The organism is Thermasporomyces composti, from assembly GCF_003386795.1.
Classification (GTDB): Bacteria; Actinomycetota; Actinomycetes; order Propionibacteriales; family Actinopolymorphaceae; genus Thermasporomyces; species Thermasporomyces composti.
Window position 1 is genome coordinate 3836709 of the sequence record NZ_QTUC01000001.1, and the last position, 19397, is coordinate 3856105.

At 70.1% G+C, this 19397-nt stretch carries 16 protein-coding genes; 9 read left to right on the plus strand and 7 right to left on the minus strand.

The features are described from left to right. Positions 1–86 precede the first annotated feature (86 nt). Both DFJ64_RS16715 and DFJ64_RS16720 read right to left on the minus strand, forming a co-directional pair. Positions 87–371: an acylphosphatase gene (locus tag DFJ64_RS16715; RefSeq protein ID WP_115851291.1), complete on the minus strand. Its 285-nt coding sequence runs from the start codon at positions 369–371 to the stop codon at positions 87–89. Continuing rightward, a complete protein-coding gene (locus DFJ64_RS16720; RefSeq protein WP_147304741.1) occupies positions 368–892 on the minus strand; it encodes a hypothetical protein in 525 nt (174 codons plus the stop codon). Before DFJ64_RS16720 ends, DFJ64_RS16715 begins: the two co-directional genes overlap by 4 nt. A gap of 146 nt (positions 893–1038) precedes the next feature. On the opposite strand from DFJ64_RS16720, the gene DFJ64_RS16725 reads away from it, so the two are divergent. From DFJ64_RS16725 to DFJ64_RS16735, 3 genes are all read left to right on the plus strand, one after another. Further along, a complete protein-coding gene (locus tag DFJ64_RS16725; RefSeq protein ID WP_115851293.1) occupies positions 1039–1593 on the plus strand; it encodes a hypothetical protein in 555 nt (184 codons plus the stop codon). Positions 1594–1963: 370 nt separating this feature from the next. Further along, positions 1964–2332: a DUF6318 family protein gene (locus tag DFJ64_RS16730; RefSeq protein ID WP_147304742.1), complete on the plus strand. Its 369-nt coding sequence runs from the start codon at positions 1964–1966 to the stop codon at positions 2330–2332. Next, the gene (locus tag DFJ64_RS16735; protein ID WP_115851295.1) at positions 2329–3201 is read left to right on the plus strand and encodes a hypothetical protein; all 873 of its coding nucleotides are present in this window, start codon (positions 2329–2331) and stop codon (positions 3199–3201) included. The genes DFJ64_RS16730 and DFJ64_RS16735 overlap by 4 nt, the downstream gene beginning before the upstream one ends. Before the next feature lie 89 nt (positions 3202–3290). On the opposite strand, the gene DFJ64_RS16740 is transcribed toward DFJ64_RS16735, so the two are convergent. Beyond that, entirely contained in the window at positions 3291–4670 is a 1380-nt protein-coding gene (locus DFJ64_RS16740; protein ID WP_115851296.1) for a DNA polymerase IV, read from the minus strand. A gap of 375 nt (positions 4671–5045) precedes the next feature. Here DFJ64_RS16740 and DFJ64_RS16745 point away from each other — a divergent pair, with 375 nt between their 5' ends. The 3 genes from DFJ64_RS16745 (at position 5046) to DFJ64_RS16755 (ending at position 9053) form a co-directional block, all read left to right on the plus strand. After that, positions 5046–6524 (plus strand): glutamate-cysteine ligase family protein, encoded by a 1479-nt coding sequence (locus DFJ64_RS16745; RefSeq protein ID WP_115851297.1) that lies wholly within the window; start codon positions 5046–5048, stop codon positions 6522–6524. A 180-nt stretch (positions 6525–6704) separates the two neighbouring features. Further along, positions 6705–7097 carry a universal stress protein gene (locus tag DFJ64_RS16750; protein ID WP_115851298.1) on the plus strand — a complete coding sequence of 131 codons (393 nt, stop codon included), beginning with the start codon at positions 6705–6707 and terminating at the stop codon, positions 7095–7097. A 363-nt stretch (positions 7098–7460) separates the two neighbouring features. After that, positions 7461–9053 (plus strand): RNA polymerase sigma factor, encoded by a 1593-nt coding sequence (locus DFJ64_RS16755; RefSeq protein ID WP_115851299.1) that lies wholly within the window; start codon positions 7461–7463, stop codon positions 9051–9053. Between the two features lie 364 nt (positions 9054–9417). Here the strand turns inward: DFJ64_RS16755 and DFJ64_RS16760 are convergent, their stop codons facing one another. Next, complete coding sequence (locus DFJ64_RS16760) at positions 9418–9624, minus strand: DUF7455 domain-containing protein (RefSeq protein WP_211310644.1); 207 nt, start codon at positions 9622–9624, stop codon at positions 9418–9420. Between the two features lie 388 nt (positions 9625–10012). On the opposite strand from DFJ64_RS16760, the gene DFJ64_RS16765 reads away from it, so the two are divergent. After that, positions 10013–12094: a DNA gyrase/topoisomerase IV subunit B gene (locus DFJ64_RS16765; RefSeq protein WP_115851301.1), complete on the plus strand. Its 2082-nt coding sequence runs from the start codon at positions 10013–10015 to the stop codon at positions 12092–12094. Positions 12095–12455: 361 nt separating this feature from the next. After that, positions 12456–13805: an APC family permease gene (locus tag DFJ64_RS16770; RefSeq protein WP_115851302.1), complete on the plus strand. Its 1350-nt coding sequence runs from the start codon at positions 12456–12458 to the stop codon at positions 13803–13805. Here the strand turns inward: DFJ64_RS16770 and DFJ64_RS16775 are convergent. The 3 genes from DFJ64_RS16775 to DFJ64_RS16785 form a co-directional block, all read right to left on the minus strand. Beyond that, positions 13765–15510, minus strand: coding sequence for an MFS transporter (locus DFJ64_RS16775; protein ID WP_115851303.1), 1746 nt, complete (start codon positions 15508–15510; stop codon positions 13765–13767). The two genes, DFJ64_RS16770 and DFJ64_RS16775, sit on opposite strands and share 41 nt — an antisense overlap. After that, positions 15507–16187 carry an LppX_LprAFG lipoprotein gene (locus tag DFJ64_RS16780; protein WP_170152650.1) on the minus strand — a complete coding sequence of 227 codons (681 nt, stop codon included), beginning with the start codon at positions 16185–16187 and terminating at the stop codon, positions 15507–15509. Before DFJ64_RS16780 ends, DFJ64_RS16775 begins: the two co-directional genes overlap by 4 nt. A 109-nt stretch (positions 16188–16296) precedes the next feature. Beyond that, a complete protein-coding gene (locus DFJ64_RS16785) occupies positions 16297–18741 on the minus strand; it encodes a DNA gyrase/topoisomerase IV subunit A (protein ID WP_115851305.1) in 2445 nt (814 codons plus the stop codon). Positions 18742–19084: 343 nt separating this feature from the next. On the opposite strand from DFJ64_RS16785, the gene DFJ64_RS16790 reads away from it, so the two are divergent. Further along, positions 19085–19267 carry a hypothetical protein gene (locus tag DFJ64_RS16790; protein WP_147304743.1) on the plus strand — a complete coding sequence of 61 codons (183 nt, stop codon included), beginning with the start codon at positions 19085–19087 and terminating at the stop codon, positions 19265–19267. Positions 19268–19397: the final 130 nt, after the last annotated feature.

Here is a 19397-nt window from a genome sequence, read left to right on the forward strand (position 1 = left end):
GTGCCCGCTTCACCTGAGCGGATGCTGAGCACGCCGCCCGCGCCCAGTCCGCCAGAGCAGCCAGACTCAGGCCGGCGACGACGGGCTCAGGCTCGGCGGATGGTGAATCCGGTCAGTCCCTCGGGTTGTTCGGGGTAGGTGTCGACGCGTTCGACGCGAGCCAACGGCGGTCCCTTCCGACACCACTCGACCATCGCCTGGACGTGGTCCTCGGCCCCTTCGAACACCGCCTCGACCGATCCGTCGGGCAGGTTGCGCACCCACCCAGCGACGCCGCGCGTCACGGCCATCCGCCTGCAGGTGTCGCGGAAGAACACGCCTTGGACCTTTCCGTGCACGACGACACGGACTCGTGTGGGGGACGCGCTCATGTGCTTAGCGTGCCCAACCACCGTGCCTGCGGGATCTCGGCGTGCCGCATCCCCGTTCCGCACGCGTCGCTCAGCCGCCGGGCAGGGAGGCTTGGGCTTCGGTCGGCCACCCCGCTGACCCGCGTCCGCCATCCGTGTTCGGACACCAGGAAGGCGTCGGTGAGGGGAAGTCCTCGTGTGCGCGCGCCGAAGGTCGCCGCGTCAACCCACCGCTCATCGGAGGGCAGCCAGATGACGCGACCTGGACGACAGCGAACGACCGTGATCGCGTGGGTGGGTGGGTGCGTGCGGCCCGGTGGTACCAGGGGGTCGAGGGCGTCGTGGACCAGGGCGTGGACCTCGGCCAGCGTGAGGGTGTGGTCGTCGGGTTCGTCCACCCAACCGGCTCGCTCGACGTAGGAGCGGGACAAGCGGACGAGGGCGAGGATGACTCGACCGGCTTCGAACGGCACGTGTCGGCCGACGCGCCGCAGCAACGTCCGGGGATCGCAATGCGTGACGTGATGAACCTGTGGAGTCACGATCTCCAGCGTGCCGCGTCCGCCCTGACCGTGCGGTGCGTTGTCCACAGGCCGCTGTCTGTGGATGACGATCATCCCCGCTCGTGCCGCCCCGCCATGCTGGGCCTCGTCCCGACAGCGGGCGGTCAGGACAGGGAGGCGACGTCATGGAGCTCATGGAGCTCACGGCCACGGAGCTTGTCGAGCGGTTCCACCTGGCGGGGTGCGTCTGGATCGACCCGCCGCTGCGCCGTGAGGAGCTCGAGTACCTCACCGCCTTCACCGAATCCCGTCGGTGGCGCCGACCCGGTGGACCCTACGCCGTCCCCGACAACCCCCTCGCGGAATGCCTCGACCCCGCGCTTGACCTCGCCCTCTACACGACTCCGCCGGCAGGACAGCCCAGCGTGTACTGCCCGTGGACGCCGGCACGTGCCGGGCACGCCCTCGCGCTTCGCCAGGACGTCGCGGGCGGTCACGGCGTTCCCCCTCACGAGGTCGCTGCATGGCTGGCGTACCTGCGGGACCACTTCCTGCGGCCCGGCGCCCTCGCTGCCCAGTCGAACGAACCCGCCTTCGCCGGCTTCGGCTTCGACCACGTCCTCCAGGGCGCTGCCGCGGTGTGCAGCGAGTGGACGGGACTGGTGACGGTGCTGCAGGTCGAGGCGAACGACATCACCGTGCTGACCTTCGGTCGTCACGCGCCGACCGGCCGCGCGTGACGCCCAAGGCTCTGACGCACCTGCGTGACGCTCAGGCCTCTGGCGGACGTAAGCGAATGTTCGGTCTCGCGTCCACACGTCCGGCGTGCTAGCCTCCTGCGGGTTTGCGAGATCACAGGGTTGTTGAGTGACGCCGACACCACCTGCTCGTGAGGCGGTTCCGGTGAGGAAACGGGGGAGAGTGAGCCGAGTCGGTGCCGCGAGACGTATCGCCTGCGTCGCAGCGGCCGCGGGAGTGTTCATCCTCGCGAGCTGTAGCGCTGACCCCGTGGAGCCGGACGTTCGCACGACGTCACCGACGACCACGGCTGCGACGCGCTCCCCCTCAGCCACACCCACGACCACGCCGAAAGCGGCGCCGGACGACCCCGTGGAGTTCGTTCGGCACTACGTCGAACTGGTCAACACCGCGCGGATGAGCGGCGATGTGTCGGCCGTGCTCGCGCTGAGCGCCCCAGGATGCGAGGGCTGTCGAAGTGTCGCGCGCGTCATCAAGGAGATCCACGACAACGGTGGCACTTACGAGGGGGATCCGAACTGGACGATCCCGGCGGACGGCGCGAGTCTGGTGAACGAGGACCCACCCATCGTGCAGGCGTACATCCACACCCAGGAGGTCGAGGTCGTCCGCAAGGCCGGGGGAGAGCCCGAGACGTGGCCCGGCCAGACCACGCTCAACGAGTTCACCTTGAAGCGTGAGGGGGATGGATGGAAGGTCGAGGAGTTCGTCATCCGGTGAGCGGGTCGGGCCGATCGCGCAAACTCGCTGCGGTCCTCATGGCGGTCGCCGTCATCGTGTTCACCGGGATGCTGGCCGGTACAGCCCAAGCGCTGCCACCGGGCTGTCGGCCGCGCCCCGACGGCCGGATCGACTGCGGCGGCAGTGAGGAGGACCCGAGGAATCCTGGACCGGACCGCCCCGGTCCGAGGGTGCCTCGGCCGCACGACATCTACTACACGCCGGCGTGCCCGTATAACGGGCCTCCCCCCAACGACCCGAGCGTGATGTGCGAGAGCGCCGTCCGCACCTGCGAGCTGCGCGGTCAGGACGGCATCCTCATGCGCATCTACTACCAGTGGGAGCCGGGCGGGCCCTGGGAGCTCCAGGCCACCCGCTGTGTGGGCGGTGCCCAGGAGGATGAGCTCCAGGTCGACCCCGGCCGCGTGCGCCTGGAGCTGGTCACCCGCTACCTGCCCGCGGCCAATGTCGCGGTCAACCCCGGCAACGGGCGGACGCTGCTGAACTTCCCGACCATCTTCTACACGGAGGTCGGACCGTACCGGGAGACCGTCACGATCCTCGGCCAGCCGGTGACGATCGAGGCGGAGCCGGTCGCGTTCCTGTGGACGTGGGGCGACGGCCAAACCGCGCGCACGACGACACCGGGTCGCCCCTACAGCCCGTCGGCCGACCCCTCGGAGTACGTCACCCACGAGTACACCGTGGCTCGCGCGACCCCCTACACCGTCGACGTCGACGTCGAGTGGCGGGCCAGCTTCTCGGTGGGCGGCGGTCCGCAGCAGGACCTCGGCACCCTCACGGTGACCCGTGGCGAGACGGCGAGCGTGACCGTGCTGGAGAAGGCCGACGTCCTCTCCGGGTCCTAGAAGGCGCTCCTGCACGCGGAGGGGCCGGCCTCGGGTCGGCCCCTCCGCGTTTCCGAGGGTCTGCGCCGAGGGAACCTGTGGCCGAATGATCAGCCGGCGGGTGGGGGGTCGGTCCGTGCGAGCGGAGAGTGCGGGGTCAGCGGCGAGTAGGGGGCGAGCTCGGGGTCATCCGAGGCGAAGGTGCGCACCGGGCCGGGCCCGGTCGTCGCGGTCTCGAAGCGCACCGTGACCCGTCCGAGTCCCGAGCCCCACACCCATCCCGCGCCGTAGCGCCGGTGGATGACGTCGGCTCCAGGCACCCACCGCGGACCGGTCTGGACGGGCCCTGACGTGACCCGCTCCGTCTCACTGTGCTCAGCGTCGGCGTGCTCAGCGTCGGCGTCGGTCTCGTCGACGAGTGCGCCGAACAGGTCCTCCTGCACCCAGTCGGCCAGGCCGGACACGCCGACGCCGAGCAGGCGCACCCCGGCGGAGGTGTCGACCTCCGACAGCAGCCGCCGGGCCAGTCGCGTGATGACACGGTCGTCGTCGGTGGGACCGGCGAGGGTCGCCGAGCGGGTGTGGGTGGTGAAGTCGTACAGCCGCACCTTCACGGTGACCGTCCGGCCGGAGAGGCGCTCGCGGGCGAGGCGCTCGCACACCCGGCTGGCCAGTCGTTCGATGACGACGCCGAGCAGCGCCGGGTCGGCGATGTCGTGGTCGAAGGTGTCCTCGACGCTGATGGACTTCGCCTCCCGCTCGGCGACGACGGGACGGTCGTCGCCGGCGCAGGCGAGCCGGGCGAGCGCCTGGCCGTGCGCCTTGCCGAGGGCGCGAACGAGCTCCTCCTCGCCCACCCGGCCGAGGTCGCCCACGGTGTGCACACCCATCCGTCGCAGCCGCTCCGCTGTGGCCGGCCCGACCCCAGGGATGACCGAGACGGGCATCGGTGACAGGAGCTCGGTCTCAGCGCCCGGGGTCACGACCAGGAGCCCGTCGGGCTTGCGCAGATCGCTCGCGATCTTGGCGATGAGCTTGGAGGTTCCCACCCCGATCGACGCGGTGAGTCCTCCGGTGACCCGCCGCACCGTCCGCTTCAGGTCACGGGCGAGGCTCTCGACAGCGCTGGGCGAGAGGTCACCGATCGTGCCCGCGGTCAGGTCGACGTACGCCTCGTCGAGCGACAGCGGCTCGACGACGGGGGAGAGCTCGCGCAGAGCCGCCATGACGGCCCGGCTCGTCCGGCGATAGATCGTGAAGCGCGGGGACAGGAAGGCCGCGTGCGGACACCGGGCGCGCGCCTCCGCCATCCGCATGGCGGAGCGAACGCCGAACGCTCGCGCCTCGTACGAGGCGGTCGCGACGACACCGCGAGGGCCCAGACCGCCGACCACAACCGGCTTCCCGCGCAGCGACGGCTTGTCCCGCTGCTCGACGGCGGCGAAGAAGGCGTCCAGGTCCAGGTGAAGGATGCTCGGCTGGGGGCGCACGCGGCGATCCTCCCAGGCGTCCCGGACCTCCCCGCAACGACGACGGCTTGGCGCCGCCTGACGGCCGTGGCGAGTCGTGACGCCACCGCGTACCCGGACCCGAGGTCGGGTTTCACCCACCCGATGGTGGGTACGACCGCGGCCGCCTCGCGTGTCGTGGAACAGTCGACGGGAGTGGAAGGTCCCGGCGCCTACCACCGAAGGCGCTCCCGCGCCGCACACCTTCTCGACTCCGCAGCGAGGACGGGAGGTCGCATTCGTCCGGTTCGACAGCTGTGCGACGAAATTTGGTCACGAGACGGGACCGCCGACCCCTTGGCTCGACGCGGTCCCGGTGTCACGCTCCGAGCAAGGTCCCTGGGGGAGGAGCCGTCGATGGGCCAGCGCATCGAACCCCAGGTCTTCACTCGCGAAGACCGCACGCACTTCCGGCACAAGCTGCGTCGCTGCTTGCAGGCTTTCAGCCAGATGGTGGAGGAGTCCCGGTTCGACCCCACCCATCGCTCGACTGGCTTCGAGATCGAGCTCAACCTCGTCGACGACCGCGGCGACCCGGCGTTGAAGAACACCGAGGTCCTCGCCGCGATCGCGGATCCGGCCTTCCAGACCGAGCTCGCGCTCTACAACATGGAAGTCAACATGACGCCGCGCTCGCTGCGCGGGAGTGGGCTGAAGGAGTTCGAGGACGATCTCTGGGCCCGCCTCAACGCCGCGGACAAGAAGGCGCGGGAGCTCGGGGTCCGGGTCGTCATGGTCGGCATTTTGCCGACGGTGACCACCGACCACATGTCGATCGAGGCGCTGTCCCCGGACGCCCGCTACACCTTGCTCAACGACCAGATCATCCTGGCGCGGGGCGAAGACATCCACATCGCGATCGACGGGGTCGAGCGGCTGTCGTTGACGACGGACACGGTGGCGGCCGAAGCGGCCTGCACGAGCGCCCAGTTGCACATCCAGATCAGCCCCGAGGCGTTCCCGGCCTACTGGAACGCCGCGCAGGTGATCGCCGGTCCGCAAGTGGCCCTCTCGGCCAACTCGCCGTTCCTGTTCGGTCGAGAGCTGTGGCGTGAGACCCGCATTCCGCTCTTCGAGCAGGCGATCGACACGCGCACGGACGAGCTGACCTACCAGGGGGTTCGCCCACGGGTGTGGTTCGGGGAGCGGTGGTTGAGCTCGGTGAGCGAGCTGTTCGAGGAGAACGTCCGCTACTTCCCGCCCCTCCTCCCGGTGAGCGAGGAGGAAGACCCGGTCGAGGAGCTCGCGCGGGGGAACACACCCAACCTGGGCGAGCTGCGCTTGCACAACGGCACGATCTATCGGTGGAACCGGCCGGTCTACGACGTGGTGGACGGACGCGCCCACCTGAGGATCGAGAACCGCGTCATGCCGGCCGGTCCCACCGTGGTCGACGTCCTGGCGAACGCCGCGTTCTACTTCGGGCTGCTGCGTCGGCTGGCCGAGGAGGAGGTTCCGCTGTGGTCGCGCATGTCCTTCGACGCGGCGGCTGACAACTTCTTCCAAGGCGCCCGCGCCGGTATCCAGGCCGAGCAGTACTGGCCGGGGGCGGGCTGGATCGGCACGCCGGAGCTCGTCCTGCGCAAGTTGCTGCCGCTGGCGCACGAAGGGCTGTCGGACATGGAGGTCGACCCGGCTCAGCGTGACCGCCTCCTCGGGGTGATCGAGCAGCGCTGTCTGTCGGGGCAGAACGGCGCGGAGTGGCAGGTCCGGACCTTCCACAGGCTGCTCGAGTCCACCGGCGGGTCGAGGCTCGACGCGCTACGGCAGATGCTGCGGCGCTACGTGGAGTACATGGCGACGAACGCGCCGGTCCACACGTGGCCGGTCGACTGAGGGACGCAGGCTCCTGGCGCCAGTCACGTGTGGGCCGTAGGGGTGAGTGAGAGCCGCCCTGTCCCCACGGCCTGAACGCGCCGGGCGCGTCGTGGGTCATCCGTGGCGGGCCAGCCGGTGTAGTAGCGTCCGGACCAGGTTCGTGGCCGGGAGTTCTCGTGGCGCGGGAGGTGACCCCCGATGACGGCGATCGTCGTGAGCTACGTCGACAAGCCAGAGGGCTGGGCAGCCCTGCGCCGCGCCGTCGCGGAGGCGAAACTGCGCCGGGCCCGCCTCGTCGTGGTGTGCGCGCGCCGAGTCGTCGACCCGGACGCCGACCCGGCGATCCGTGCCGCGCGCGAGGAGCTGGAGTCCGACGGCCTCCCCAGCGCTGTCGAGATGACGCCGGTGGATCGGGAGCCGGCCGACGGGCTCATCACGGTGGCTGAGCGTGAGGGAGCCGACTTCATCGTGATCGGTCTGCGCCGGCGCTCGGCGGTGGGCAAGCTCATCCTGGGCAGCAACGCGCAGCGGGTCCTGCTCGACGCGCCGTGCCCCGTCCTCGCCGTCAAGGCAGCGCCTGGTGCGGCCTAGCGTGGGGTGAGCTCGCCCACATCGCGTCTGGTCTCCTCGGTCGCGGGCCGCGAGATGTCGCCGAAGCGGTGAACCCGGATTGCGCCGGGGAGCCTCCCGGGCATACCCGCTCCAGGGACCACGTCTGCCAGGGGGGACCACATTCGCCGCCACCGGCGTCGCGACCGGGGTTGCCTTGATGGCCGACGTATGCTGAACATCAAGCAATCCGGGCCCGACCGCGTGAGGCATCGTGCCGCGTCATCCTGACCGATCCCACGTAGGTGCCGCGCGAGCATCTGCGAAGGGGCATGCCACAATGCACCTTTGCGTCATGCCGGGTGTCCCGGTCACTCTCACCACAGGTACGACGAGAGGAAGGTCGTGTCGTCCCGCACGTCCCGGAATGCCCATCTTCTTGAGATTCCGCAGGTCCGGCAGCTGGTCGAGAAGGGCAGAGAACGCGGGCACGTCACCGCTGAGGAAGTCCGCGGCGCCTGCGAAGAGGTTGGGATCGGCAAGTCTCAGTGGGCAAACTTGCTGCGGTACCTCGGCGAGGAAGGTGTGACCGTGTCGGTCGACTCCACAACTCAGACGACCCGCAAGCGGGTGGCCGCCGCCGCGTCGAGACGCGCGGCCGCCGTGACCCAGAGCACGACCGCTCCCGCCAAGCGGACGTCCACGTCGAAGTCCCGCACCACGAAAAGGGCGGCGAGTGCGGTCAAGACGTCCACTGAGCGTCCCGCCGCCGAGGAGACGCCGACCGTGCGCGCGGACACGCCGGACGACGCCTCGACGACCTCGACAGCCGCTGAGGCCCCGGCGTCTCGTGCCGGTACCGGTCGGAAGAGCTCCAGTTCGGGCAAGAGCACGACCAAGACCGCGAAGAAGACGTCCTCGGCCAAGTCCTCCAAGGCCAAGAAGGCGCCGAAGCCCATCGACGAGCCGGACTTCGTCGACGACGAGGACCTCAACCTCGACCTGGAGGGCGATCTCGACGACGAGGGCTTCGTGCTGTCGGAGGGCGACGACGCCGACGAGCCGGAGCAGCAGGTCATGGTCGCGGGGGCGACCGCCGACCCGATCAAGGACTACCTCAAGCAGATCGGTAAGGTCCCGCTGCTCAACGCCGAGCAGGAGGTCGAGCTCGCCAAGCGGATCGAGGCCGGGCTGTTCGCTGAGGAGAAGCTCGCGAACAGCAAGGACCTGCCGCCGCAGCTGGTGACCGAGCTGGAGTGGATCGCCGAGGACGGCCGACGGGCGAAGAACCACCTGCTGGAGGCGAACCTGCGGCTGGTGGTCTCGCTGGCCAAGCGGTACACCGGCCGGGGCATGCAGTTCCTGGACCTGATCCAGGAGGGGAACCTCGGCTTGATCCGTGCGGTGGAGAAGTTCGACTACACCAAGGGCTACAAGTTCTCCACCTACGCGACCTGGTGGATCCGGCAGGCGATCACCCGGGCGATGGCGGACCAGGCCCGGACGATCCGGATCCCTGTCCACATGGTCGAGGTGATCAACAAGCTCGCCCGCGTCCAGCGGCAGATGCTCCAGGACCTCGGTCGCGAGCCGACTCCGGAGGAGCTGGCCAAGGAGCTGGACATGACGCCGGAGAAGGTCGTCGAGGTCCAGAAGTACGGCCGGGAGCCGATCAGCCTGCACACCCCGTTGGGTGAGGACGGCGACAGCGAGTTCGGTGACCTGATCGAGGACTCCGAGGCCATCGTCCCCGCCGACGCGGTGTCCTTCACGCTGCTGCAAGAGCAGCTCCACGCGGTTTTGGACACGCTGTCCGAGCGGGAGGCCGGTGTGGTGTCGATGCGCTTCGGGCTCACCGACGGCCAGCCGAAGACGCTCGACGAGATCGGCAAGGTCTACGGCGTGACGCGGGAGCGGATCCGCCAGATCGAGAGCAAGACGATGAGCAAGCTCCGCCACCCGAGCCGCTCCCAGGTCCTGCGGGACTACCTGGACTGAGCCCCGGGGACCGCGCTCGCACGGGCTCGGGACGCCGAAGACGGCCCTCGTGGCCGTCCTCGCGTCCTGCGCTCGAGCCTCGCGGTTCCGAGATCCCGCGCGTGTCACAGCTCCGGGGTGGCTCGGCGTCGGCGCCGCTGGGGCCTTCGCCCTGGGAACTCACCCTCGCCCACGTGGCGAGGGTTTTCTCACGCGTGGACCTTCACGCAAAGTCGCATCACATGAGCATTTCGTTATCTCTCAGACGGAGTGGGACGCACCCGAGACTGACTCCGAAACACGACGTGCCGGCCACCCGTCGATGGCCGGCACGTGTTCGCTTATGTGCACAAGGACGCGCGCAGGGGACCCCGCCCCCGCGGCCTCAGCTGGAGGAACCCGCGCGGAGTCGGTCCGTCTCGTCCTGGATGTCGATCGCGACCTCGCGCAGCTTGGCCGAGTGCTTGCGCCCGTGGTGCGCGCAGAAGAGCAGCTCACCACCGGACGGCAGGATCACCCGGACATACGCCTGGGCGCCACAGCGGTCGCAGCGGTCCGCGGCCGAGAGCGGTGTGGCAACTGCAGCAGTCACGTGTCCTTCTCTCCGATCGTCGGGGTCTCCAACTCTCTCCAACATCCAACCAGGTGCCGGCTCTTCCCGCCCACACGCGCGAATGACCCGGGCATGCAACCAAGCTTCGCGCCTGTGGACGCTGAACGCCAGTGACGCCGGCCGCTAGGCGCGGCGACGCGCGCCTGAATCGGGACCTTTGACGGCCGGATGTGGCCGTATGGTCCCACCGCGGTGTGACGAAGCTCACCTACCCGCGATCGCCTCGGTGAGCCGAGCGATCAGCCTAACCGGAGTGGTAACACGCCGTCCGACCGGCGCGTCGGTAGCCTGGTTCCGCTCGCCGAGAGGCGGGTGGCGCCCGCCGTCTCGCCCCCGCGAATCGTGCCTATTCGAGAGGAGTCGTTCGTTGTCGACTCGGCCCGCGTCACTGGACCACTCCAGCTACACCGCACGGCACCTGACGGTGCTCGAAGGGCTGGAGGCGGTGCGCAAGCGGCCCGGCATGTACATCGGCTCGACCGACACCAAAGGCCTCATGCACTGCCTTTGGGAGGTCATCGACAACGCCGTCGACGAGGCGCTCGCTGGGGCGTGCACCCGGATCGAGGTCATCCTCCACGCCGACGGCTCCGCCGAGGTCCGGGACAACGGTCGCGGGATCCCCGTCGACATCGAGCCGCGGACGAAGCTGTCCGGTGTCGAAGTCGTGTTCACGCGGCTGCACGCGGGCGGCAAGTTCGGCGGCATCTCCTACACCGCCTCCGGCGGCCTGCACGGCGTGGGTGCGTCCGTCATCAACGCGCTGTCGGCTCGCCTCGACGTCGAGGTTGACCGACCACCGGCCACGTGGGCGATGAGCTTCCGCCGCGGTGTCCCCGGCACGTTCGCCGGGGAGGGGCCGCGCGCCCCCTTCACCAAGAAGTCGGGCCTGACCAAGATCGGCCGGGTCAAGAAGGGCGTCACGGGCACCCGGGTGCGCTTCTGGCCGGACCGTCAGATCTTCACCAAGGACGCGGTCTTCGTCTTCGACGAGCTGCTGACTCGGGCGCGGCAGACCGCCTTCCTGGTGCCCGGACTGGAGGTCATCGCTCGCGACGAGCGTGGTGAGTCCGTCGTCGAGGAGCGGTTCTGCTACCAGGGCGGGATCGCCGAGTACGTCGAGTTCCTCGCCCCTGACGAGGGGGTCACCGACGTCATCCGCCTCCAAGGCACCGGCCATTTCACCGAGACGGTCCAGGTGCTCGACGACAAGGGGCACCTCACGCCCCGTGAGGTCGAACGGGAGCTCGCGGTCGACATCGCCCTGCGGTGGGGAACCGGCTACGACACCGAGATCCGATCGTTCGTCAACGTGATCGCGACCACCAAGGGCGGCACGCACGTCCAGGGTTTCGAGCGGGCGCTCACCCGGACCTTCAACGAGGTTCTCCGCGGCACCCGGCTCCTGCGCGCCAACGAGGCGGACGTGATCAAGGACGATGTCCTCGAGGGTCTCACGGCCGTCGTCACGGTGCGACTGGCCGAGCCTCAGTTCGACGGGCAGACCAAGGAGGTGCTGGGCACGCCGGCCGCGTCCCGCATCGTGGCCAATGTGGTGTCCAAGCAACTCAAGGCGTTCCTGACGTCCACCAAGCGCAGCGAGAAGCCTCAGGCCAGGGCCGTCCTGGAGAAGGTCGTGGCGGCGGCGCGCACCCGTGTGGCGGCGCGGCAGCACCGCGAGGCGCAGCGCCGCAAGAACGCGCTGGAGTCGTCGGCGCTCCCCGCCAAGCTCGCGGACTGCCGGTCCACCGACGTCGACCGGTCGGAGCTGTTCATCGTGGAGGGGGACTCGGCGCTCGGCACCGCCAAGCTCGCGCGCGACTCGGAGTTCCAGGCGCTCCTCCCGATCCGGGGAAAGATCCTGAACGTCCAGAAGGCCTCGGTCTCCGACATGCTGAAGAACGCCGAGTGCGCGTCGATCATCCAGGTGGTCGGGGCCGGGTCGGGTCGGACGTTCGACATCAACCAGGCCCGGTACGGCAAGATCATCTTCATGGCGGACGCCGACTCCGACGGCGCCCACATCCGGTGCTTGCTCACCACGCTCTTCTGGCGCTACATGCGACCGCTCATCGAGGCTGGGCGGGTCTACACGGCGGTGCCGCCGCTGCACCGGATCGAGCTGCTCAACCCGAAGAAGGGGCAGGACAAGTACATCTACACCTACTCCGATCCCGAGTACCAGCGAGTCCGGTCGGAGCTGGAGAAGAAGGGCGTTCGCTTCAAGGAGCCGCCCCAGCGCTACAAGGGTCTCGGCGAGATGGACGCCGACCAGCTGGCGGAGACCACGATGGACCCGCGCAGCCGGACGCTCCGCCGGATCACCGCCTCCGCCGCTGAGGAGGCGGAGAAGATCTTCGAGCTCCTCATGGGCAACGAGGTCGGGCCCCGCAAGGAGTTCCTGATCGCGGGTGCCCAGGAGCTGGACGAGTCCAGACTCGACGTCTGAGCCGTACTCACGGGCCTCGAGCGAGGAGCTGCGGCTGCTCCAGCGGCCGGGGTCGTGGGCCCGTTTCCCGCGAGGCGTCTCGATCGACGTCCGAGACGCGACACCACGCGGCCGGACCGGCGCGGGAGGGCTCCCTACCGCCGGCAACGCAACTATCGTCGGGGTATGTGCTCGCGTCGTGACCGGGCGTCGCGGTGACGACCAGGCGACCAGCGCCCTGGACGCCAGACGGCCGACCGCGAGAGCCGTCACGGTGGGTCAGCATGGGCTGGCAGCAGACGGGCGGGCGGTCGGCTCGCACGCGCCATGTCCGACTGGCGGTAGGGAGTCCGACTGGCGGTAGGGATGGAAAGGACAGTAGGTGGCCGACTCCACCGGGACGGCGGGAGCCGAGCAGGACGCACAGCCGCCGCTGCGCCGCGTCATCGGGCCCAAGCTTCTGGTGTTCTTCGTCATCGGCGACATCCTCGGCACCGGCATCTACGCCTTGACCGGTGCGGTCGCCGGAGAGGTCGGCGGCGCCGCATGGATGGCGTTCGGCCTCGCGTTCATCGTCGCCATGTTCACCGCGACGTCCTACGTCGAGCTCGTGGGGAAGTACCCGCGGGCCGCTGGGGCGGCGCTCTACACCCAGCGTGCGTTCGGGATCCACTTCCTCACGTTCATGGTGGCGTTCGCAGTCATGTGCTCCGGCCTGACCTCGGCCGCGGCGGCGTCCCGCGCCTTCGCTGGTGACTACCTGCAGGAGTTCGTCAGCCTTCCGGCGCTCGCCGTGGCGATCGCCTTCTTGGTCGTGCTCGGGCTCATCAACTTCCGAGGCGTGGCCGAGTCGGTGCGGCTCAACGTGGTCCTCACCACCATCGAGCTCTCCGGGCTCGTGCTCATCATCGTCATCGGTGCCATCGCCTTGGCCCGTGGCATGGGGGACGCCGGCAACGCCTTCCGGTTCCAGCCCGAGGGCACACCGGTGAGCCTGGTCATCAGCGGCGCTGCCCTGGCCTTCTTCGCCCTCGTCGGGTTCGAGGACTCCGTCAACATGGCGGAGGAGACGACCGACCCCACGCGCACGTTCCCCCGGGCGCTGTTCACCGGGATCGCCATCACCGGCGTGGTGTACATGCTGGTCGCGTTCGTCGCGACCGCCCTGGTGCCGCTCGAGACGCTTGCGCGGTCCACGGGTCCGCTGCTGGAGGTCGTCCGCGTTGGCGCGGCCTGGTTCCCGCTGGCCGTGTTCTCCTTCATCGCCTTGTTCGCGGTCAGCAACTCCGCGCTGATCAACATGATGATGGCGTCCCGCCTCGTCTACGGCATGGCGCGCGAGGGCATCATCCCCGGTGCTCTCGGCTTGGTGCACCCGCTCCGGCAGACGCCGTGGGTGGCCATCGTCTTCACGTCCGTGCTGGCGATCGGACTGGCCAGCTACGGGGGAGTGGAGAACCTCGGCGGGACCACTGCGCTGCTCCTGCTGTGCGTCTTCGCCCTCGTCAACGCCGCTGTGCTGGTGCTGCGACGACACAAGGTCGAGCACGAGCACTACCGGGCGCCGACGATCTTCCCCGTCCTCGGCGTGGTGTCCTGCGCTTACCTCGCCTCCCCGTGGTCCGGCCGCGACGTGCAGCAGTACCGCATCACCGGAGTCCTGCTCGCGATCGGGCTGGTGCTGTGGGCCGTCAACCGGGTCGTCCAGCGACGGGTGAGAGGACGCCGCTAGCCCGCCGCTCGCGGAGCGTCAGCAGAGCGAGGACGCCGGCGACCGCGGCGCAGACGGCCGCGCCTGCGAAGATCGTGTGGATCTGGACGAGGGCGGCGTCGCGCAGCGCGTCGAGGTAGGGGCCACATCCCACGGGGTCGTCCGGGCAGAGCCGGTCCGGTGGCGGGATTCGCTCCTGCGCGAGGAAGAACCTCCGCAGGCCCACGGCGGTGAGGGCGGACAGCCCCACGAGCATTCCCACCATCCGGGCGGCCACGAGCAACGCGCTGGCCACTCCGTGGGCGAAGGCAGGCGTCCAATCCAGCAAGACCGCGTTGACCGGCGCGATGGCGAGGCCGAATCCGAGCCCGGCCGCGACCAGCGTGAGGTCATCACTGAAGCCGTCCAGGGCGTCGTGGTGCCACGTGGCCATGAGGGCGAAGGAGCCCGCGGCCAGGGCCATGCCGACGGCGGTGAGGGGACCAGCGGCAATCCGGCGGACCAACCAGCCACCCAGGAGGGCGCCGACCGGCAACGCGGCGAGGAAGCGGACGAGGACGAGCGCCGCGCCCAGCTGGGAGTCGGGATACCGGGTGGCCCGCGCGAACACCGGGACGTCGACGAGGGCCGCGATGAGCGCGGCTCCGACGAAGAAGCTCACCACCAGGGCACCCCAGGCCGGGGTGGCCGCGAGCGCGCCGGGCGGCACCACGGGCTCGCGAGCACGACGCTGTCGGGCGAGGAAGGCCAGGCCGCTCACCATGGCGCCGGCCAGGAACCACGGGCCGGCGGGGGAGAGGACTTCGGTCGACGGATCCGCGACGGCGAACGCCACCACCACGCCACCCAAGGCGAGCGCGAGGAGCGTCGCGCCGAGAATGTCGGCGGCACCGAGGACGGCTGGCAGCCGGCGGAGGTCGACCAGCGGACGCCTGGCGGTCAGCTCCCGGATGACGAAGAAGGTCAGGACGACCAGTGTCGCCACGCCCATCGGCGTCGCCAGGCGGGAGTCAGAGACGAGCGGGACGAACGCCAGCCCGATCGTCACGTGGGACGCCAGCCGGTCCGGCACGGTGAGGGTGAGGGCGAGCGCGGCGACACCGGCAGCGGCGAGCGCGACGCCGGGGAGGTCGCTCAGCCATCGGTCCGTCGCTCGGCCGCCGACGAAGCCGAGCACGAGCAGGAGACCTCCGGCGAGGTTGATCCAGAAGATCGCGCGCCAGTCGGAGACCGCGAGCACGGCGGCCCCGTAGAGAGGACCGAGGACACTGCCCAGCTCCTGGACCGCACCGACCATGCCGAGGGGGAGCCCTCGCTGCCGCGGCGGCCACAGGTCAGCGACCAGCGACAACGTGACGGGCACGAGGCCGCCCCCGCCGACGCCTTGGAGGAACCGGCCGAGGACGACCACCCCCAGGTCGTACGCGGCTGCGGTGAGCAGCGATCCCAGCCCGAACAGCGCCAGGGACGCCACCAGCATCGGCGCGCGCCCGAGCAGGTCGGACAAGCGCCCGATGAGCGGGAGCATGGCGACGTACCCGAGCAGGAAACCGGAGATGACGGGTGCGGCGCGGTGCAGCTCGTCCACGTCGAGCCCGACGCCGACCATGATGTCCGGCAAGGCGAGGACGACGACATAGGTGTCCGCGGCGGCGAGGAGGACGCCGACGCAGGCCAGAGCGAACCGGAGGCGCGCTCGTGTCGTCACCGCTCTGGAGCTGCTCACCGCGGTCTGGTGATGGTCGCCGGTTCGTCGTACCGATCCAGCACGACGGTGTAGGTGGTCGGGGTCGTGGCGTCGTAGAACGGCCCACGGAAGCTCGCGCGACGAAGCTGCCCGGTGCCCTCGTCGACGAAGAAGCGAGCGTGGAACGTGGCGGACGGGTCGGCGACGTGGAGGAGCCGACCGAGGACGCGTGCGGGCAGGCGGGCCCTCAGCTCCTCGACCACCTCCCGCCCGGACCGCGACTTGCCGACGCTGCGCACGTGCGTGGCCTGGGTCAGAAACGACGACAGCCCGCGCTCGGGGTGCAGGAGGGAGGCGGGATCAGGGATCCCGAGCCGCTCGGGCCGTGTGGCAACGAACCGGTCGGTGAGCGGCAGCCGCGCGTACAAGGTGCCGTCCACCGACACCACGGAGACGGTCACCGCGACGCCACCGGTCGCGACGCGGAACCGACCACGGAACGCCAGCGGACGTTTGGCGACGCCGCCGCCACTCACCAGGACGACGCCGGTCTTCGGCAGGTCCTCGCTGGAGAGGTCGAAGCGCACGGTCCGGGCCGCGTCCAACCGCTTCTTCGCGAGGGCGAGGGTCTCCTTCGGGTCCGGTGGCGGTTCCGTCGAACAGCCGAGGCACACGCCGAGCAGCAGCGAGATCAGCAGGGTGGACCATCGACGCACTCGCCTTAGCCTGCCACGGACGCCACCGCGGACGGGCGAGACTGGCCATGGTCGCCCAGCCCGGCCCGCCGGACTCGCGACAGGCCGGGCTCGCGCATCGGGTGGGCGGTCAGCTGGGTGGACCGGCCACGGCCGCGATGGGCTGGCTGACGGACACGCCGGAGCCGTCCCGCTTGCCCGTGGCGGGCGGGAGATCGACCGCCGTGCCGCTCGCCGCGGCGGCCCGCGCGGGCGCTGGCCCGGCCCAGGCGAGCAGCAGGGCGTCCTCGCCCTTCAGCAGCCGATGGCAGCGTACGCCGCCGGTCGCGCGCCCCTTCGCCGGATACTCCGTGTAGGGCGTCACCTTGACCGAGCCAGCGTCGGTGCCCGGGAGCGCGGACGACGAGCCCGCCACCGTGACGACGACCGCCTCCCGATCGGTGGGCACCGCCCCGAAGAAGATCACCTTGGCCTTGGCGTTGAGGCGAATGCCCGCGACCCCGCTGGCGGAGCGACCTTGCGGTCGGACCGACGAGGCGGGGAACCGCAGCAGCTGGGCGTCGCTGGTGACGAAGACGAGGTCCTCGTCGCCCGTGCGCAGCTCGACCGCCCCGACGACCTCATCGCCTTCCTTGAGCGAGATCACCGGCCAGGTGTCGCGGTTGGTGAGGTGGTCAGGCTGGACACGCTTCACCACGCCCGCCGCCGTGCCGAGGGCCAAGCCGGGGGAGTCGGTCTCGAGGGTGGACAGGCACAGCGGGCGCTCGCCGGCTTCCAACGAGACGAACTCGCTGACCGGCGCGCCGCCTTGCAGGTTGGGGGCGTTCGCGGACGGCGGGAGCGCCGGCATGTCGAGCACGTTGAGCCGGATCATCCGCCCGTGGCTGGTGACGAGCCCGACGTGGCCACGTGCGGTGGCTCGGACCGCGGAGACGATGACGTCGTGCTTGGTGCGGCGGCCGCTGGTGGACAGCTCGTCGGCCGTCGTCGAGCGAGCGAGGAGGCCAGTGGAGGAGAGCAGCACCCAGCAGGGGTCGTCCGCCACCTCCAGCGGCATGGCCGCGGCGACCTGGTGGCCGGACGACTCCAACAGCACCGTCCGACGCTCGCTGCCGTAGGCCTTGGCGACGTCGGCGAGCTCCTTGGAGACCACACGCCGCAGCAGTCGGTCGTCCTCCAGGATCGCGGTGAGCTCGCTGATCTCGCGCTCGAGCTCGGCCTTCTCCTTCTCCAGCTCGATCCGGGAGAACTTGGTGAGGCGGCGCAGCTGCATGTCGAGGATGTGCTGGGCCTGCACCTCGGACAGGTCGAACACGGCCATGAGCCGCTGCTTGGCGGTCGCCGCGTCGTCGCTGCTGCGGACGATCTGGATGACCTCGTCGATGTCGAGGACGGCGATGAGCAGGCCTTCGACGAGGTGGAGGCGGTCGGACGCCTTGGACAGCCGGTACCTCGTCCGACGGCGGGTGACGTCGAAGCGATGCTCGAGGTAGACCTCGAGCAGTTCCTTGAGGCCGAGGGTGCGCGGCTGGCCGTCAACCAAGGCGACGTTGTTGATGCTGAACGACTCCTCCATGGGCGTGAGCTTGTACAGCTGCTCGAGGATCGCCTCGGGATGGAAGCCGTTCTTGACCTCGATGACGAGCCGCAGCCCCTTCTCGCGGTCGGTGAGGTCTTTCAGGTCGGCGATGCCCTGGAGCTTCTTCGACTGCACGAGCTGCTTGATGCGTTCCATGACCCGCTCGGGGCCGACGTTGTACGGCAGCTCGGTCACCACGATCCCTCGGCGGCGCGGCGTGATGGACTCGATACGAGCGGTGGCTCGCATCTTGAACGCGCCGCGTCCGGTCTCGTAGGCCTCCCGGATCCCCTCGAGCCCCACGATCTTGCCGCCCGTGGGGAGGTCCGGCCCGGGGATGAAGCGCATGAGCTCGTCGAGGCTGGCGTTCGGCTTCTTGATCAGGTGCCGCAGCGCCTGGACCACCTCGACGAGGTTGTGGGGCGGCATGTTGGTGGCCATGCCGACGGCGATCCCGGAGGCGCCGTTGACCAGCAGGTTCGGGAAGGCGGCCGGGAGGACGGTCGGCTCCATCTGCTGGCTGTCGTAGTTGGGCTTCCAGTCGACGACCTCCTCGTCGAGGGACTCGGTCATCGCCAGGGCCGCGGCCGCCATCCGGCACTCGGTGTAGCGCATGGCTGCCGGGCCGTCGTCCGGGGAGCCGAAGTTGCCGTGGCCGTCGACGAGAGGAACCCGGAGCGCCCACGGCTGCACCATGCGGACGAGAGCGTCGTAGATCGCGGCGTCGCCGTGGGGGTGGAGCTTTCCCATGACCTCGCCGACGACACGGGCGCTCTTGACGTAGGCGCGGTCCGGGCGGAGGCCCATGTCGGACATCGTGTAGAGGATCCGACGTTGCACGGGTTTGAGACCGTCGCGAGCGTCCGGCAAGGCGCGGGCATAGATGACCGAGTAGGCGTACTCGAGGAAGCTCGCGCGCATCTCGTCGCCGACGTCGACGTCGAGGATCTTCTCCTCGAACCCCTCCGGCTCCTTCGTGCTCTTACGGCGGGCCATGCGGCTGTCTACTCCTCGCGCTTGGTGCGGTGGGCTCGGACAATCCCGGCCAGGCTCGCGGGCCGGGTTCCAGGCGCGTCCCAGTGGCTCCGCCTGTCGAGGCGTCCCTGGCCTTGGCCTGGAGCTCGGCCGGTCGAGCATGGCCACCCACGACGTCCGGGCCGTCCTCGAGGCGGTCCGTGACGTCAGGGCAACTGGAGAATGGTCGCATCTTCCGGCCCGGACGCCACATCGACGCGCGGCGCGTCCGTCGACAGCGCCGACGGTGAGCGCACCGGAACGCCCCGCAACCGGGTGCAGTCGTGCAGGTCGGGCATCTCGGGCGGGCGGGATGGAGCCGGCCGTGCCGACCCTCGGGTCGATCCGGCTCGCCGGGTCCGATGGCGTGTTCGCGGGCTGGCGAGCAGGCGAGAACGCGGGGTGCCGTCAGGACCTGGAGGTCGAGGCGACGTCGGCCGACGCCGCGCGAACCGCTCTCGTGCTACGGCAGTGGGCCGGCGGCCGCGTCGTCGCGGCCTTGAGGTGAGCGCCGGCGCCGCGACCAGTCGGCGAGGCCCGCGTGCCTTCGCTCGACGGTCTCGACCCGGCGCAAGGTCTCCTTGACAGTGCGAGGGCCGCGCCGCCGTGGCGGCGTCCGCCCTCGCCGCCTCGCGTGC

What these genes read in the sequence shown, in the direction of transcription:
- DFJ64_RS16715 (WP_115851291.1), bottom strand. Translation starts at nt 371, where the DNA reads ATGAGCGCGTCCCCCACACGAGTCCGTGTCGTCGTGCACGGAAAGGTC.
- DFJ64_RS16725 (WP_115851293.1), top strand. Translation starts at nt 1,039, where the DNA reads ATGGAGCTCATGGAGCTCACGGCCACGGAGCTTGTCGAGCGGTTCCAC.
- DFJ64_RS16745 (WP_115851297.1), top strand. Translation starts at nt 5,046, where the DNA reads ATGGGCCAGCGCATCGAACCCCAGGTCTTCACTCGCGAAGACCGCACG.
- DFJ64_RS16750 (WP_115851298.1), top strand. Translation starts at nt 6,705, where the DNA reads ATGACGGCGATCGTCGTGAGCTACGTCGACAAGCCAGAGGGCTGGGCA.
- DFJ64_RS16785 (WP_115851305.1), bottom strand. Translation starts at nt 18,741, where the DNA reads ATGGCCCGCCGTAAGAGCACGAAGGAGCCGGAGGGGTTCGAGGAGAAG.